The 16,907-nt window shown below is 39.6% G+C and carries 17 protein-coding genes; all 17 read right to left on the reverse strand.

Annotation, left to right across the window (positions count from 1 at the left end):
* Positions 1-21: 21 nt before the first annotated feature.
* Positions 22-1,281, reverse strand: coding sequence for an RIP metalloprotease RseP (rseP, locus tag ACN6NE_RS05360; RefSeq protein WP_025750292.1), 1,260 nt, complete (start codon positions 1,279-1,281; stop codon positions 22-24).
* 78 nt (positions 1,282-1,359) lie between these two features.
* Positions 1,360-2,508 carry a 1-deoxy-D-xylulose-5-phosphate reductoisomerase gene (dxr, locus tag ACN6NE_RS05365; protein ID WP_474324804.1) on the reverse strand — a complete coding sequence of 383 codons (1,149 nt, stop codon included), beginning with the start codon at positions 2,506-2,508 and terminating at the stop codon, positions 1,360-1,362.
* Positions 2,509-2,543: 35 nt separating this feature from the next.
* A complete protein-coding gene (locus tag ACN6NE_RS05370) occupies positions 2,544-3,335 on the reverse strand; it encodes a phosphatidate cytidylyltransferase (RefSeq protein ID WP_033579794.1) in 792 nt (263 codons plus the stop codon).
* Between the two features lie 18 nt (positions 3,336-3,353).
* Positions 3,354-4,136 carry an isoprenyl transferase gene (locus tag ACN6NE_RS05375; RefSeq protein ID WP_028410833.1) on the reverse strand — a complete coding sequence of 261 codons (783 nt, stop codon included), beginning with the start codon at positions 4,134-4,136 and terminating at the stop codon, positions 3,354-3,356.
* Positions 4,137-4,270: 134 nt separating this feature from the next.
* Positions 4,271-4,828: a ribosome recycling factor gene (gene frr, locus ACN6NE_RS05380; RefSeq protein WP_013058847.1), complete on the reverse strand. Its 558-nt coding sequence runs from the start codon at positions 4,826-4,828 to the stop codon at positions 4,271-4,273.
* A gap of 2 nt (positions 4,829-4,830) precedes the next feature.
* Complete coding sequence (gene pyrH / locus ACN6NE_RS05385; protein ID WP_013058848.1) at positions 4,831-5,553, reverse strand: UMP kinase; 723 nt, start codon at positions 5,551-5,553, stop codon at positions 4,831-4,833.
* 76 nt (positions 5,554-5,629) lie between these two features.
* Positions 5,630-6,511, reverse strand: a complete 882-nt coding sequence (gene tsf, locus ACN6NE_RS05390; protein ID WP_129704434.1) for a translation elongation factor Ts — start codon at positions 6,509-6,511, stop codon at positions 5,630-5,632.
* Between the two features lie 107 nt (positions 6,512-6,618).
* Positions 6,619-7,338 carry a 30S ribosomal protein S2 gene (rpsB, locus tag ACN6NE_RS05395; RefSeq protein ID WP_013058850.1) on the reverse strand — a complete coding sequence of 240 codons (720 nt, stop codon included), beginning with the start codon at positions 7,336-7,338 and terminating at the stop codon, positions 6,619-6,621.
* A 158-nt stretch (positions 7,339-7,496) separates the two neighbouring features.
* A complete protein-coding gene (locus tag ACN6NE_RS05400; protein WP_129704436.1) occupies positions 7,497-8,024 on the reverse strand; it encodes a hypothetical protein in 528 nt (175 codons plus the stop codon).
* 15 nt (positions 8,025-8,039) lie between these two features.
* Entirely contained in the window at positions 8,040-8,801 is a 762-nt protein-coding gene (locus ACN6NE_RS05405; RefSeq protein WP_129704439.1) for a FliA/WhiG family RNA polymerase sigma factor, read from the reverse strand.
* 49 nt (positions 8,802-8,850) lie between these two features.
* The gene (locus ACN6NE_RS05410; RefSeq protein ID WP_016765382.1) at positions 8,851-9,345 is read right to left on the reverse strand and encodes a chemotaxis protein CheD; all 495 of its coding nucleotides are present in this window, start codon (positions 9,343-9,345) and stop codon (positions 8,851-8,853) included.
* A 50-nt stretch (positions 9,346-9,395) separates the two neighbouring features.
* Positions 9,396-9,824: a chemotaxis protein CheW gene (locus ACN6NE_RS05415; protein ID WP_013058854.1), complete on the reverse strand. Its 429-nt coding sequence runs from the start codon at positions 9,822-9,824 to the stop codon at positions 9,396-9,398.
* A 30-nt stretch (positions 9,825-9,854) separates the two neighbouring features.
* Positions 9,855-11,834 (reverse strand): chemotaxis protein CheW, encoded by a 1,980-nt coding sequence (locus ACN6NE_RS05420; RefSeq protein WP_474324807.1) that lies wholly within the window; start codon positions 11,832-11,834, stop codon positions 9,855-9,857.
* A 14-nt stretch (positions 11,835-11,848) separates the two neighbouring features.
* A complete protein-coding gene (locus ACN6NE_RS05425; protein ID WP_474324809.1) occupies positions 11,849-12,892 on the reverse strand; it encodes a protein-glutamate methylesterase/protein-glutamine glutaminase in 1,044 nt (347 codons plus the stop codon).
* Between the two features lie 9 nt (positions 12,893-12,901).
* The gene (locus ACN6NE_RS05430) at positions 12,902-13,771 is read right to left on the reverse strand and encodes a MinD/ParA family protein (protein WP_474324811.1); all 870 of its coding nucleotides are present in this window, start codon (positions 13,769-13,771) and stop codon (positions 12,902-12,904) included.
* On the reverse strand, positions 13,764-14,861 hold the full coding sequence (gene flhF, locus ACN6NE_RS05435) for a flagellar biosynthesis protein FlhF (protein WP_474324814.1): 1,098 nt from the start codon (positions 14,859-14,861) through the stop codon (positions 13,764-13,766). Before flhF ends, ACN6NE_RS05430 begins: the two co-directional genes overlap by 8 nt.
* Positions 14,861-16,897, reverse strand: a complete 2,037-nt coding sequence (gene flhA, locus ACN6NE_RS05440) for a flagellar biosynthesis protein FlhA (RefSeq protein WP_129704449.1) — start codon at positions 16,895-16,897, stop codon at positions 14,861-14,863. The genes flhF and flhA overlap by 1 nt, the downstream gene beginning before the upstream one ends.
* Positions 16,898-16,907 lie beyond the last annotated feature (10 nt).

The following is a 16,907-nucleotide window of genomic DNA, read 5'->3' on the forward strand; positions in this document are numbered from 1 at the left end:
ATCCCTCGCTGAGCGTATGTCTTATAAAAAGAACTTTTGAATATCGTTCCACGTTACAACGAGCATCAGCAGCATTAATAAAGCAAAACCGATAAAATGAACAATGCCTTCTTTTTGACGGTCAATTGGCTTACCGCGAATTCCTTCTACAGCGAAGAACAATAGTCGTCCTCCATCTAAAGCAGGAAGTGGAAGCAAATTGACAATCCCTAAGTTAATACTTAAAACGGCTGCCCATTTCATTAAATAATAAATGCCTGACTGTGCTACTTGATCGGTTGCTGCGTAAATACCTACAGGACCAGAAAGCATATCCAGTTTGAACTGTCCTGTCACAAGCTTCCCTAGACCCGTTAAGATTTCTTTCATCCACGTATATGTTTCAGTAGCTCCGTGCGTGATCGAACCAATGAATGACTTTTCAACCGGTGCATATACGCCAATTAGTCCAATTGTCTGTTCCCCAACTTTGCGACTTTCAGGTGTAATCGGAATATCTAGCGTTTTGCCGCCGCGCTGAACCGTGAATGTAATTTGCTGTTCAGGATGTTTTTGAATTACTTTTACGACATCATCCCACGTTGAAACACTTTGTCCATCAATTGCTTGAACTTTATCTCCTTGTTTAAGTCCCGCATCAACGGCTACTCCATCTGATGTTAATTTGCCCATCACGGGTTTGTCAACAACATATCCTTGAGAAATCCCAAGAACGATAAAAATAACAAAGGCTAATATAAAGTTCATTAGCGGACCAGCGAAAATGGCTAGCGCACGCTGACCAAGAGTTTTGGAAGCAAACTGACGGCTGTAAGGTGCAATTTGAATTTCTTCTCCGTCCATAACGAAGTAAGATTCTTCTGCTACCTCGAATTTTTGCAGACGTTCATCTTCACCTTCTTCATAACCTGAAATAAATAGATTATGCTCTAAGTCTGCTTGCTCTACCTCAATAACTTTTGCATTTGGATGCTGTTCCTTGTTGTTAATAATGACTTTATTTACTTTGCCTTCCTTATCAAACATGAGGCCCACCATTTGACCAGGCTTAACTTCGATCATTTCTGGGTCTTCTCCAGCCATTCGAACAAATCCACCTAGAGGCAGCAAGCGAATGGTATAAACTGTTTCATCTCGTTTAAATGAAAAGATTTTGGGACCAAACCCAATGGCAAACTCACGGCATAAGATGCCTGCACGCTTTGCAAAAACTAAATGACCAAGCTCATGAAAGAATACAAGAGCTCCAAAAATGACGACAAACGCAATGACTGTGTTCAATGGGTATTACCCCCTTCATGTAATAGAGTCAAACCTCCACCCACCAGCAATAAATGAGTGGCTTCTCTCGCACGCACATTATCGAGAGATGGCGGATCTAACAAACTCTCTTGCTTCTAAATCTACTTCTTTAATAGTAGATAAACAAGGTTTCTGTATTACAGTATGTTCATTCATTGCTTTTTCAATCACATCTTCAATTTGTAAAAATGTAATGTGACCATCTAGAAAGGCTTGAACAGCTTCTTCATTAGCTGCATTTAAAACAGTCGGAAGTGTTCCACCCGCTTTGCCAGCCTCAAACGCAAAAGCTAAACAGCGAAAACGCTCTTCATCCATTTTAGCGAAGTGAAGCTGGCCAATATCCGCCAAACTTAAACGCTTGGTGTTGGGCAAAGACATGCGTTTTGGATAGGTTAACGCGTATTGAATTGGCACGCGCATATCAGGCGTTCCAAGCTGAGCAATAACGCTTGTATCAGAATACTCTACCATAGAATGAATGATGCTTTCCTTATGTAACAATACATCAATTTTCTCATAGGGAAGATCAAAAAGCCAATGTGCTTCAATCACTTCCAGTCCCTTATTCATCATCGTTGCCGAATCAATTGTAATTTTAGCTCCCATTGACCAGTTTGGATGATTTAACGCATCTTCAACCGTTACTCCCTGCAGTTCTGCTCTCGTCTTATCTCGAAAGCTCCCTCCAGAAGCCGTTAAAATTAAACGGTCTATTGCTTTTTGATCTTGCCCTTGCAAACTTTGAAAAATAGCTGAGTGCTCGCTGTCTACCGGTAAAATATCAGCGCCATATTCCTTGGCTGCTTCCATGACAAGGTGACCAGCGGTAACAAGTGTCTCCTTATTTGCAATAGCAATCGTTTTTCTCATTTTGATTGCTTCTAGCGTAGGAGTCAACCCTACACTTCCAAGAACAGCATTTACTAAAACTTCTGTGGATGGATGAGTTGCCACTTCCACAAGCCCTTCTTCTCCATAAACAAATCGAATAGAAGGGAATTCTGCTTGCAGTGACAGACAATCTTCTTTCTTCATCACAGAAACAAGGGCTGGCTTACACTGCTGAATAATTTTTCTTGCTTCATTAATATTTCGACCTACAGAGATTGCTGAGAGCTCAAAATGCTCCGGATGCGTTCGAACAATATCAACGGTTTGAGTACCGATTGAACCTGTAGCTCCTAACAAGGAAATTTTCTTCAAGTATATTCACTCCTATTAAAACAAAGACATCTTTTTTATAGAGATAATAAAAAAGCTAAAATTGGCATGATGAACATTAAACTGTCAAAACGGTCTAAAATCCCACCATGACCCGGTAAAATCTTTCCTGAATCTTTTACGCCATAGTGACGTTTGAACGCTGATTGTACAAGATCACCCATCTGTCCAAATAACGATACGATAATACCAATTACAAGTAGTTCGATCATAGTTTGATCAATATTTGCTAACAGCTTAAATACAATGGCTACTATAATGGCGCATACGACGCCACCAACAAAACCTTCAATTGTTTTATTGGGACTGATTTCCGGCCATAGCTTTCGTTTCCCCATTGCTCGTCCAATAAAATAAGCTCCGGAATCCGTCGCCCAAATAATAAGAAAAGCAAAGAACAAATAAGCTAATCCGAACTCTTGACGAACCTCGATAAAATAATGAAAGCCAAAGCCAACATATACTGTCGTTAATAAAATAAACCCAACGTCATCGAAGGTAAATTTATTTTTAACTACAACCGTGTACATTAATAAAAGAAGGACAGCAGCAAGCGCTACTTCTATCTTATGTTCACTTAAGAATTGAAATGCAACATCTCTTCCATTTGGTAGTAAAAACACCCAGGTTAGCAATAAACTAATGATACTTGGAAAAGACATTGCTTTCAAATGTTTCATTTTTAAAAGCTCAATTACACCAACTGTTCCGATTACATACATGATAAGGGTAAAAGGTAACCCTCCAATTAAAACAATCGGTACAAATACCGCAAGTGCTACAATCGCGGTGATAATGCGCTGTTTCATCTTGTTTTCCACACCTTCTTATACACCACCAAAGCGGCGACCGCGCTTTTGAAACGCCTCGACTGCTTCGATTAAATGATTTTCTTTAAAATCTGGCCATAATACTTCTGTAAACCAAAACTCTGTGTAAGCTAGCTGCCAAAGCATAAAATTACTTAAGCGAAGCTCACCGCTTGTACGAATAAGCAAATCCGGATCTGGAAGGCTTTTGCTCATTAAATAGGAAGAAAATAAATTTTCTGAAATAGAAGAGGAAGCTACTTTTCCCTGTTCTACATCTTCTACCAATGACTGAATAGCGCCCATGATTTCGTGACGGCTACCGTAATTGAGTGCGAAGTTTAAAATCAGCCCTGTGTTATGCTTTGTTTTTTCAATTGCGTTATCCACGGCTCGAATCGTATGGGCAGGGAGCTCACTTTTATCCCCCATAATACGAACTTGCACATTTTTTTCAATTAGCTCAGGCAGAAAGGTTGTTAAAAACTCCTCTGGCAGTTTCATTAAAAACTCGACTTCAGTTTTGGGGCGCTTCCAATTTTCAGTGGAAAATGCATATAAAGTTAATACTTTAACACCTAATTCATTGGCCAATCTGGTCACATGACGCACTACCTTCATTCCTTCATGATGGCCCATCATGCGAGGAAGAGCTCGTTTTTGCGCCCAACGACCGTTCCCATCCATAATAATTGCAATATGTTCAGGAACAGGGTGCTGTTTCACTTGATCTTTTCGTTCTGACAAAGACAGTGTATTTAAATCTTGACTTTTCTTCCATGCTTGAAATTTTCTTAACATGCAAAGGTCCCCCGTTGTACGCTCTCACATAAACGTGTAGCTTATGTGAGTTTTTTCTTACTACACATTATTAACAAAAAAACCCCCTGTAAACAATAGAGGGTCTTTTACAATATATTTTACCTTGAAATGACTTAAACTGCCATAATTTCTTCTTCTTTATCTTTCGCCACTTTATCCACTTTTACGATATGATCATCTGTTAGTTTTTGAATGTCGTCACTGTAGCCGCGTAAATCGTCTTCAGTAATTTCACCTTTTTTCTCTAACTTTTTGAAATCATCGTTTGCATCACGGCGTACGTTACGAACCGCAACCTTTGCTTCTTCAGCATATTTTTTCACCATTTTCACTAACTCACGACGACGCTCTTCCGTTAAAGCAGGAATCGATAAACGGATAATAGTTCCATCGCTTGTAGGTGTTAACCCTAAGTCAGATTTTAAAATAGCTTTTTCAACTTCACCAATTTGTGATTTGTCATAAGGCTGAATAACAAGCATACGAGCTTCAGGCACGCTTACTTGCGCCAATTGGTTAATTGGTGTGGGTGCACCGTAGTATTCTACCGTTACGCGGTCAAGAAGTGACGCGCTTGCACGTCCAGCACGAATTGATGCTAGTTCGCGGCTAAATGATTGAATTGCTTTTTCCATTCTTTCTTTTGCGTTTTGCAACACTTGTTTTGGCATGTTTATTTCCCCTTTACAATTGTTCCAATGTTTTCGCCTGTAACGGCACGTTTAATATTGCCTTCTTCCGTAATTGAAAAAACAATTAGCGGAATATCATTGTCCATACATAATGAAGAAGCTGTAGAATCCATAACAGCTAGTCCATCTTTTAAAACATCAATATACGTTAATGTTTCGTATTTTACAGCATCAGGTACAAGCTTAGGATCTGCATTATAAACGCCATCGACGTTGTTTTTAGCCATTAAGATCACGTCAGCTTCGATTTCAGCTGCACGCAAAGCTGCTGTTGTATCTGTAGAGAAATAAGGGTTTCCTGTACCCGCGGCGAAAATAACAACGCGTTTTTTCTCAAGGTGACGAACAGCTTTTCTTCTAATATAAGGCTCTGCTACTTGTCTCATCTCGATAGAAGTCTGAACTCGTGTTTGCACACCAATGTTCTCTAAGCTATCTTGAAGAGCCAAAGAGTTCATTACTGTTGCTAGCATTCCCATATAATCAGCAGCGGCACGATCCATACCCATTTCACTGCCAATTTTACCACGCCAAATGTTTCCACCACCAACGACTACAGCAATTTCCACACCTAATTCATAAACGGCTTTTACTTGTTCAGCAACAGATTTGATGATGGATGGGTTAATACCAAACCCCTCTTCACCAGCTAATGCTTCTCCACTTAACTTTAATACGATACGATTATATTTTGCTTGACTCATGCTTACCTCCATCGTTAACGGTGAGATCTCTTTTGTAAAAAAGGGAACACACAGTGTTCCCTATACGGTCAAACCCTTACTTTTTAACTTGGTTCATTACTTCTTCAGCGAAGTTGTCTTGACGTTTCTCAATACCTTCTCCTACTTCAAAACGAACGAAGCTTTCAACAGTAGCGCCTTTGCTCTCAACGAACTGACGTACTTTTTGATCAGGATTTTTAACAAATGTTTGATCTAGTAAGCAAATATCTTCGAAGAATTTGCCAAGGCGACCTTCAACCATTTTTGCAACGATTTTTTCTGGTTTGCCTTCGTTTAATGCTTGTTGAGTTAATACTTCGCGCTCACGCTCAGTTTCTTCAGCAGAAACTTGATCACGAGAGATGTATTTAGGGTTGATTGCAGCGATGTGCATAGCAACGTCTTTTGCAACAGCTTCTTCAGTTGTACCAGATAATACTGTTAACACACCGATACGTCCGCCAGCATGTAGATAAGCACCGAATGCATCAGCATCAGTTTTTGTTGCTACAGTGAAACGACGTAGAGATAATTTTTCTCCGATTGTAGCGATTGCAGAGTTGATGTGTTCTTCAACAGTTGCACCGTTTTCCATTTTTTGAGTAGCAGCTTCAGCAGCGTCAGCTGGTTTGTTAGCTAGGATGTGAGCAGCTAATTCTTTTGTTAATTTTTGGAAACCTTCGTTTTTCGCAACGAAATCAGTTTCAGAGTTAACTTCTAAGATAACAGCTTCGTTACCTTGAGTTTCGATGTAAGTTAGACCTTCAGCAGCAATACGGTCTGATTTTTTAGCAGCTTTTGCAATACCTTTTTCACGTAAGAAATCGATTGCTTGCTCCATATCACCGTTAGTTTCAGTTAACGCTTTTTTACAATCCATCATACCAGCGCCAGTTTTTTCACGTAGTTCTTTTACCATTTGAGCAGTAATTGCCATAATGTGTAGCCTCCTTGTTTGGGTATGTAATTAATGTATATAAATGGGTTAAATCTTTTCAAAAAAAGGTGATAAAAGGCTATTCCCTCTTATCACCTTTCACGGAATTAAGCAGTAGTTGTTTCAGTTTCAACTGCTGTTTCTTCACCTTGTTTAGCTTCTAGAATAGCATCAGCAACTTTAGAAGTTAAAAGTTTAACAGCACGAATTGCATCATCGTTTGCAGGGATTACATAATCAATTTCGTCTGGATCACAGTTAGTGTCTACGATACCAACGATTGGAATGTGTAATTTTTTAGCTTCCGCTACTGCAATACGCTCTTTACGAGGGTCAATGATGAATAATGCATCTGGAAGTTGTTTCATATCTTTAATGCCGCCTAAGAATTTTTCAAGACGCTCTAACTCTTTTTTAAGTTGAACTACTTCTTTCTTAGGTAGTACTTCAAAAGTACCGTCTTCTTGCATTTTTTCGATATCTTTTAAACGTTTGATACGTTTTTGGATAGTTGAGAAGTTAGTTAATGTACCACCTAACCAACGTTGGTTAACAAAGTACATACCAGCGCGAGCTGCTTCTTCTTTAACAGAATCTTGAGCTTGTTTTTTCGTACCTACGAATAAAACAGTACCGCCGTCTGCAGCTAATTCTTTAACGAATTTGTACGCTTCTTCTACTTTCTTAACTGTTTTTTGAAGATCGATAATGTAGATGCCGTTACGCTCAGTGAAGATGTATTTCTTCATCTTTGGGTTCCAACGGCGAGTTTGGTGACCGAAATGTACACCAGCTTCTAGTAATTGTTTCATTGAAATTACTGACATGTGTTTTTCCTCCTAATGGTTTTAAGTCTCCTCCGCTCATTTCATCTTCAGCCGAAACTACAAAAAGTAGCACCATCAACCGAATCAACAAGCGTGTGTAATAACACCAAAAACAAATATAGCACACTCCTTTTTCACAAGCAAGCGTTTCATTAAGTTTATTGATGAAATTTCAATAATAATTCAATTTCAGTTTTCCCTCTGTATAAATGTTTTGCAATTTCTTCAATTGTTAAACCTTTTCCTTTTAAATAAACGGAAAATTCTTTTATCTCTTCACCTGACAAATCTTGAATTTGGTCTGTAGTTAATTCATCAAAAGGTGTGCGTATATGCTTCTGATTTTCTTCTATAGAAAGAAGTTCATGCAGCGACTGGGAAGGCTCACTTTTTAGATCCACCCTTTGAACAGGCACGTCTTCTTCATCTACCAAAGGTGATTTTACGCTGCTTTTTTCCACTTCCGAAGAAAGCGAAGTGGAACGCTCTCGAAGCTGCCTTAAAAACTGCTCGTTTTGTTCCTGAAATTCAGCGAGATATGAATCCATCGCAGCTTCCATTTTATTTATATTTTGCTGGTGCAAGCGTTCAACCCTTTTCACTTTGGTCACTTGCATATATAAAAGAATAATGCAAAACAGTGATAGACCATGAATTAAAAAACTAACTGTGAGTAAAAACCCCATCCTTTTACCTCTTTGTTAAATTATTTTGCTTAAACTCGTACGCATTTTAAACAGCGCTTTCGAATGAATTTGAGAAATACGTGAAGTAGATAGCCCTAACAGCTGTGCGATTTCTGTGAAAGTCAACTCTTCTTTATAGAATAATGAAACAACGAGCTGCTCTTTTTCATTTAGCTGCTCGATAACTTCAGCAAGCTCTTGATATCGTTCGTCGTTAATTAGCTCCTCTTCAGGAGAGAGCGTTTTTTCATCTTTAATCGTATATTTTTGTTCTCCATCTTCATACTCTTTCGGCTGTTCTTCCATTGACAACACGTTAGCTAAAAAGCCTTCATTCATCGTATGAACGACATCTGCTTCTGTCATGCCTACTTCTTTTGCAACCTCACTTGGTGCAACTCTGCGCAAGTATCTTTGTTCAAGTGCTTCTGTTGCTTGCTCAATCCTTTTCGTCTTTTCCCTTGCGCTTCTTGATAACCAATCTTCTTTACGAAGCCCGTCTATTATCGCCCCTCGAATTCGAAAAGACGCATATGTATCAAACTTTAAGTCTCTACCGTAATCAAACTTTTCCAAAGCATCGTAAAGACCGATTAACCCTAAACTACGAAGCTCTTCTTTATGAATATTCTTCGGCAGCCCCGCGCTAATCCGCTGAACGTGATAGTTAACGAGCGGCATATACTTTTTAACAAGCATGTTTCCCGCATGTGAGTCTCTCGTCTCTATCCATTCCTGCCAAATTTTATGTTCTTCAACTTCTTGTATACTTTTCAAGGGTCTTTCAACTCCTTTTTATAGCGCTATTAAACGGTCAGAGCGCGCTTTATATCGTTTTTATCCCTTCGTTAATCGTACGAACCTTTAAAATAGCCGTTTGAGGATCAAATTCAATTGTGCGTCCGTTGTGTCCTCCTGTAGCTTTTGCTGCAATTTCTACACTGTTTCTATGCAGCTCTCTCTCTACTGCTTGAACATTTCGAAGGCCAATTCGCATGACATCATTTCTTGGTTCAAATTGAAACATCTGCGCGCCTCCTGCTATTTTTGCTTTTAACAATTTTCTATGTGCGCCTTGTTTAATCAACATATTTATCAAATCAAAAATGGCTGTATCTGCATATTTAGCTCTATTAAAAGGACATTTAGCCCCGCTTGAATCCGGAAGCATCACATGAGCAAGCCCAGCTACTGAATGAATAGAGTCATAAACGACAACTCCTACACATGATCCTAATCCCGCTGTTCGAAGCACTGCGGGTGCATGTGTAACATTCATCTCGGCAATTCCTACCTTAATCACTTGTTTATCATCTCTCACGATTCTTCAACTCCTAGAACCTTCAGCGTGATATCCATTATTCGTTTGGCTCACTGGAGGTGGTCTTCTAAAGAGAGCACTTTAGGTAAATTTAGAAGAACAATTAAACGGCTATCTACTTTAACGACTCCGTTTAAGTATTCTACAGCTGTTCCTTCAACTGTTTCAGGCACTGAAGCAATCGTTTTTTCATCAATATCCACTACATCATTTGCCGCATCGACAATCAAACCTGCTTCTACATCATTAAGACGAACCATAATAATACGTGTCAGCTCATGGTTAAGCTGTTCTTGCAAGTTAAAACGAGTGCGCAAATCAATAATCGGTGTAATAACACCGCGAAGATTAATAACACCTTTTACATATTTTTTTACTCCAGGAACACGCGTTATGTGCTGAATCTTTTCAATCGACTGCACTTCTTCTACTGAGATTCCGTACTCCTCGTCTCCCAATTGAAACACAATAATTTTCATGCCTTTCTCCCTTTCTTTTTACAGCATTTGTTATTTAATCAAAGCGTTGCAATCAATGATAAGTGCTACTTGTCCATCGCCTAAAATCGTGGCTCCTGAAATAGCAAACACACCCGGCAGATAATGACCTAAAGATTTTAAAACAATTTCCTGCTGACCGATAAAAGAATCAACAATTAGCCCGGCGGTCTTTTCTCCTTTTTTCACGATGACTACTGAATAATGATCACCTTGTACTGAGTTAGGCACAGTGAATAGTTCTTTTAAATCAAGAAGAGGAATAATGGCTCCTCGAAAGTCAATAACCTTTTGACCGTGTACATGCATGACCTCTTTGGGCTGAACAATAGCTGTTTCAATAATCGAAGAAAGCGGCAAGGCATAGCGCTCTTCACTCATTTGCACGAGTAAAGCAGAAATGATAGACAGAGTGAGCGGCAGTTGAATAGAAAAACGCGAACCGTATCCTTCGTTAGAATCGATCGTTACAGAACCCCCTAGCGATTCAATCGTGTTTTTCACGACATCTAAACCTACTCCTCGTCCGGAAACATCTGAAATTTGCTCAGCCGTCGAAAAGCCCGAAGCGAAAATGAGCTCGTACACTTGTTTATCCGTCAGCGTTTCAGCTGTTTTCCCATCAATAATCCCTCGATCTAATGCTTTTTGCAGTACCTTTTCACGATTGATGCCCGCCCCGTCATCTTCTAAATCAATAAAGACATGATTTCCGCTATGATAAGCTTTAAGGCGAATCGTTCCCTTTTCATTCTTTCCCTTCTCTAAGCGTGCTTGAGGCATTTCAATTCCGTGGTCAACGGCATTTCTTAATAAGTGAACAAGCGGATCCCCAATTTCATCAATGACGGTCCGGTCCAGCTCTGTATCAGCTCCGACAATTTGAAGTTCAATTTGTTTCCCTAAATCTTTTGAAAGCTGTCTCACCATACGGGGAAAACGATTAAAAACGGTTTCTACAGGCACCATACGCATATTTAAAATAATCGTTTGCAAGTCTCCAGAAATACGAGACATCCGCTCTACCGTTTCGTCTAATTCGCTATTATTAAATTCTTTTGATATTTGTTCTAACCTGCCTCTATCAATAACTAGTTCTTCAAACAAGTTCATGAGACTGTCCAAACGGTCAATATTAACTCGAATCGTCTTGTTATTTGAGGGCTGTCTTTTCTCTTCAACAGGCGATTTAGAAGGTGCTGACACAGTAACTTCCTGTATGGCTGCTGCTACTTCTGGTGAAACCAGCTCCTCCATTTCTGTCTCCTTTTTTACGGGGACCGCAGCAATTTTTACACTTTCTACTTCAGAGACTTCCATAATGCTCGCCTGCAGCTTTTCTTGTGATTCGTTTGTTACTAATATAACGATAAAAGATGATTCAAATTTTTCTTGTTCGATATCTTGAACAGTTGGCGCTGACTTAATAACGTCTCCTGCTTGCTCTAACACATCAAATACCATATAAGCGCGTGCAGCTTTTAATAAGCAGGTGCGTTCAAGCTGTACGGTTATTTCAAACGTGTTAAACCCTTGGTCTACTGTTTGGCTGAGCAGCGTTTGTACTAATTCATCGTACTCAATGGAAGAAGCTGCATGCTGTGCTACGGGTTCCTCTGCTACAATACGCTGCAGCTTTTGAACAAGCAATTTGACATCAAGCTGACCATCGCCGCCTTCAGAAATAGATTGAACCATTATTTCTAGCGCATCGACTGATTCAAACAAAGCATCAAGAACTTCCGTATGAACGTCGAGTTGGTGATTTCGAACAGCATCTAACACGTTTTCCATTTTGTGAGTTAATTGTGCTAAATCATCAAATCCCATTGTTGCAGACATACCTTTTAACGTATGAGCAGACCGAAAAATTTCGTTTACATAGCCAAGATCATCGGTATTTTTTTCAAAACGCATTAGCTGGTCATTAACGTTTTGAAGATGTTCCCTGCTTTCTTCAATAAACACTTCTAGATATTGATTCATATCCATCGTAACTTTCCCTCCTATTTCTGTACGTAGCGAGAAATAAAGCTTCCAACGTTTCGCAGCGGTTCAATATAATCAACAAGTTTTGTAGAAACGGCTGATTTGGGCATCCCATAAATGACAGCTGTTTCTTCCGATTCAGCCAATATAAGCGCGTCTTTATTTTTCTTTAAATCAATAACCCCTTCCGTTCCATCCGCCCCCATTCCTGTCAACACAATAGCAAGTTTTTGATAACCTGAAATTTTACTAATCGACTGAAACAAACGATCCACTGAGGGGCGATGTCCCTTTACAGGTGAAGAAGTGTCTAAACAAATGCTGAGCTGTCCTTTTTTCTCTACCACCGTCATATGAAAACCTCCAGGCGCAATATAAGCACATCCTGAGCGAACGATTTCATTGTCTTTTGCTTCCTTCACTTCAATATCAGCTAGCTGATTTAGTCTAACCGCTAATGATTTTGTGAAATTTGGAGGCATATGCTGCACAATAAAAATAGGTGCATTTATGTCTTTTGAAACAGTTGATAATACTTCTTGCAGCGCACGCGGTCCTCCAGTAGAAGTGCCAATACAAATCACTTTGTTCACTTTCGTCCCCATCGGGAGGTTATATACACTGCTGTTTTGCACGTGCTGATGACTGCTTGAAGATACGTTGGCTTTACTAGCAAGCAATAGTTTAGAGATAAGCTCATCTTTCACTTTATGTAAGTCCAGCGAAATAGCTCCCGAAGGTTTAGCAACAAAATCAACTGCGCCGTACTGCATAGCGGTCAGCGTATTTTCAGCACCTTCTATTGTTGTACTCGATAACATGACAACAGGAAGGGGCTTCACACGCATGAGCTGTTTTAACATATCTAAGCCATTCATTTTGGGCATTTCAATATCAAGTGTCACAATGTCTGGCGACAGCTCGAGCACTTTTTTCGCCCCTTCTTCACCGTTACGTGCGGTACCCACAACGTGGAAACGACTGTCACATGCTAAAAAATCGCCGATTAGCTTTCGCATAAATGCAGAATCATCTACAATAAGCACCTTTATTTCATTCACTCTAATTTCCTACCTTTCAAGAAAAAATCGTTTGAGGCGCCGAATAAACATTCCCTCGTTTTTAGCCGTTATCCTATTGTCTTGAGGAATAAGAATACTCACCATTTCTATTAGTGATATACTTGCTTTAGATGCTGGATTTTGAAGCAAAAAAGGCATTTGGCGACTGACCGCTTTCTGGACAGCTTGATCGTTTGGTACAATACCTAATAGAGAAATAGATATGTTCAAAAACTGCTGAACAGCTCGGTTAAATCGTTCATACGTCTCATTTCCTTCTTTGTCAGAAAGCGTTTTGTTAATAATAAGACGAACTGGTGCTGATACAGAATAGGAAGCTGCTAGCTTAATAGCAGCGTAAGCATCTGTTATAGATGTAGGTTCTGGTGTTGTGACCACGATCATTTCATCTACAGCTTTTAAAAACTTAAGCATGCTCTCTGACATGCCCGCTCCCATGTCAAAAATCATATAATCATATTGATTTGTTAACGAATTCAATTCTTGTATTAAATGAGCAAGGTCTGATGGAGACCATTCAAATACAAAGGAAATTCCTGTTCCACCAGCCACATAAGCTAAATCTTGAGGACCTTTTTTAATAATTTGCTGGATGGAAAGCTTTTTTTCTAGCAAATCAACCATCGTATATGAAGCAGTTTGCCCAATCAAAATATCAATATTTCCCATCCCTATATCCATGTCAAAAAGAAGAACTCTTTGCTTTTGCTTCGTTAGCGCAAGAGATAAGTTTAATGATAGATTCGACTTTCCAACTCCTCCTTTTCCGCTTAAGACGGCTATTGTTTTACAATTCCTTAAAGAGTTTTGATGCTTCTTTAACACTTTTTCTCTTAAAACTGCTGCTTGATCATTCATCTTTCCAATCTCCAAACACATCGTCAATAAACTCTTTTATTTTAAATGCTGAAACATCTTCTGGTACATCCTGCCCGTTTGTTGTAAATGCAGCTCGCTGGCCGTAATGATATAACATATTTAAAAGTGAGCCTTTGCGGGTGGTTTCATCTCGCTTCGTAAAAATCAAGTGATCAACAGGCAGACTAGCAAAACGTTCATATACAGCTTGCATATCTGATACTTTTGACGTTAGGGCTAAAACAAGAAACGTTTGCAAATCTTCTTGAAACGTAATAATTTTCTTTAAATCATTTACATATTGCTGTTCTAAAAAGTTACGGCCTGCTGTGTCAATAAAAATCACATCGTATGCTTCCGTTTCTAGCAAAGCTTTTTTAAAATCTGCTCCGTTATAACAAATCGTTAAAGGCGCATTCAAGATCGAAGCGTACGTCTTGAGCTGCTCAATCGCTGAAATTCTATACGTGTCAGTTGTAATAAATGCTATTTTTTGATTGTGTTCCAGGACACACTTTGCGGCCAATTTAGCAAGAGTTGTTGTTTTACCGACACCTGTTGGTCCTACTACACTTACATATTTTTTGAAAGGACCGCTCCATTCACTTGCTTTAAACTGATTGACAAACCAGCTCTTCGTCCACTCCATAAGTTGATTTGAGTTAGGGCGATGTAAGTAGTAGTACTCTAGCATAGGAGCCTCTACGCTTTTTAAAATAGCTTCGTCTATTTCTTGCAAACGCAAATAGGCAAACACATCCTCCACTGCTTTTGGATATGAACCTGAAGAAACCTTTGGCATTTGATTCATTTGTGAGACAAGAGTATTTAACTCACTGAGCTGCTGCTTCATAAAAGATTGATTATCTTCCATACTGGGTTCTGGCGGCGATGAATTCTTCTTTACGCTCAGCTTTTCTACGGAATCGACAGCTGCCAATACTTCTATTTTTGCCTTAGTAAATAAGCCAAGAAACCCTCCTGTTCGAATTTGTTTTGAATGTAAAATAACCGCTTCCTCACCTAAATCTGAACGAATGGCTTTCATAGCTTGCGGCATGGATGCTACTACGTATTTTTTTACTTTCATCAGATATCCACCACTCCAACACTTTGAACTTCAACATTTGCTTCTAGCTCGTTATATGATAAAACCGCCATATGGGGAAAATACCGCTCAGTGATTTGACGCACGTACATCCTCACCGCAGGAGAACATAACACAATTGGAGACTGTTCTTGAAAAGAAAGTGTTTCTGTTTGCTTGGCTATACTTTCCACGATAGCTTGTGAAACGTTAGGGTCTAGTGATAAATAATTCCCATGCTCCGTTTGTTGAACAGCTTCCGCCATCGTTTTTTCAACTTTTCCTGAAAGGGTAAGAACTCGAAGCAGACCTTCTTGGACCGTGTATTGACTGGTAATTTGTCTTGCGAGCCCTTGCCGGACATATTCAGTTAACAAATCGGTGTCTGACGTCATTTTTCCGTAGTCGGCCAGCACCTCAAAAATAATGGGTAAATTTCGAATTGAGACGCTTTCTTTTAAAAGTTTTGCCAGTACCCTTTGAATGTCTCCAACAGAAAGCGGATTAGGCGTTACTTCATCAATTAAAATAGGATACGTTTCTTTTGTGTGATCGATTAGTTGCTTTGTCTCCTGCCTTCCAATCAGCTCATGCGCATACGATTTTATAACTTCTGTTATGTGCGTAGACACAACCGACGGCGGGTCAACAACGGTATACCCGAACATCTCAGCCTGCTCCTTCACCGACTGGCTAATCCATTTTGCAGGCATTTTAAAAGCTGGCTCTAACGTATCAATTCCTTCAATCAAATCATCATCCATTCCCGGACTGATTGCTAAATAGTGATCGAGCAGCAGCTCCCCTTTTGCCACTTCATTGCCCTTTATTTTAAGACAGTATTCGTTGGGCTGAAGCTGAATGTTGTCTCTGATGCGAACAACCGGAATGACTAATCCTAGCTCAAGTGCCAGCTGTCGCCTAATCATCACAATTCGATCAAGCAGATCGCCTCCTTGATTCGTATCAGCAAGCGGAATTAATGCATACCCAAATTCAAATTCAATTGGATCAACGCTTAATAGATTGACAACACTCTCCGGACTTTTCATTTCATTGTCTTCAAGCTCTTCTTCAGTAGGTGCCATTTCTTCACGAACCGCCTGATGCTTAGCCCGAGACAAATAATAGCCTCCCACTCCTAACAAAATAGCAATAGGCATTGTAATAACATCATTAATTGGCGTAATTAAACCAAGCGCCGCAATCGTTCCTCCAGTGACATAAAGCATAACGGGAAAAGCAAACAGCTGCTGTGTAATATCTTCGCTCAAATTGCCTGTTGAAGCAGCTCTAGTGACGATAATACCTGTCGCTGTTGAAATCATAAGGGCTGGAATTTGACTCACTAACCCATCGCCTACTGTTAACAAAGTAAAGGTTTGGGATGCTTCAGTAATGGACATTCCCATTTGCAGCATACCGATAATAATTCCAAACAAGATATTAATAAGGGTAATGACAATCCCTGCAATGGCATCACCTTTGACGAATTTACTAGCTCCATCCATTGCTCCGTAAAAATCTGCTTCGCGCTGAATTTTTTCACGGCGGTCAATTGCTTGCTTTTCTGAAATCATACCTGCATTTAAATCTGCATCAATGCTCATTTGTTTACCCGGCATCGCATCTAAGGTAAAGCGTGCGGCTACTTCAGAAACACGCTCCGCTCCTTTTGTAATAACGAGAAACTGAATGATAATTAAAATAATGAAGACAACAAAGCCCACTAACGGATTGCCTCCAATAACGAAGTGGCCAAATGTTTCCACCACTCCGCCTGCTTCTCCTGTTCCTAAGATTGAACGTGTTGTCGATACATTCAACCCTAATCGAAACAGCGTAAGAACCAGCAGCAAAGACGGAAATACCGATAGCTCTAAAGGTTCTTTCATATTCATGGAAACGAGCAGTACAAGCAGCGCAAGAGAAATGTTAATCATGATTAAAATACTTAATAACCATGAAGGCAACGGAATAACAAGCATAACGATAATGAGTACAACACCTATAACAACTGGCAGTTCTCTTGCAGACATTAATTTTTCT

The sequence above is a fragment of the Priestia sp. 53B2 genome (assembly GCF_056099005.1).

Coding starts and splice junctions, on each gene's coding strand:
- ACN6NE_RS05370 (WP_033579794.1), bottom strand. CDS start 3,335: ATGAAACAGCGCATTATCACCGCGATTGTAGCACTTGCGGTATTTGTA.
- ACN6NE_RS05375 (WP_028410833.1), bottom strand. CDS start 4,136: ATGTTAAGAAAATTTCAAGCATGGAAGAAAAGTCAAGATTTAAATACA.
- frr (WP_013058847.1), bottom strand. CDS start 4,828: ATGCCAAAACAAGTGTTGCAAAACGCAAAAGAAAGAATGGAAAAAGCA.
- pyrH (WP_013058848.1), bottom strand. CDS start 5,553: ATGAGTCAAGCAAAATATAATCGTATCGTATTAAAGTTAAGTGGAGAA.
- tsf (WP_129704434.1), bottom strand. CDS start 6,511: ATGGCAATTACTGCTCAAATGGTAAAAGAACTACGTGAAAAAACTGGC.
- rpsB (WP_013058850.1), bottom strand. CDS start 7,338: ATGTCAGTAATTTCAATGAAACAATTACTAGAAGCTGGTGTACATTTC.
- ACN6NE_RS05400 (WP_129704436.1), bottom strand. CDS start 8,024: ATGGGGTTTTTACTCACAGTTAGTTTTTTAATTCATGGTCTATCACTG.
- ACN6NE_RS05415 (WP_013058854.1), bottom strand. CDS start 9,824: ATGAAAATTATTGTGTTTCAATTGGGAGACGAGGAGTACGGAATCTCA.
- ACN6NE_RS05420 (WP_474324807.1), bottom strand. CDS start 11,834: ATGGATATGAATCAATATCTAGAAGTGTTTATTGAAGAAAGCAGGGAA.
- ACN6NE_RS05430 (WP_474324811.1), bottom strand. CDS start 13,771: ATGAATGATCAAGCAGCAGTTTTAAGAGAAAAAGTGTTAAAGAAGCAT.
- flhF (WP_474324814.1), bottom strand. CDS start 14,861: ATGAAAGTAAAAAAATACGTAGTAGCATCCATGCCGCAAGCTATGAAA.
- flhA (WP_129704449.1), bottom strand. CDS start 16,897: ATGTCTGCAAGAGAACTGCCAGTTGTTATAGGTGTTGTACTCATTATC.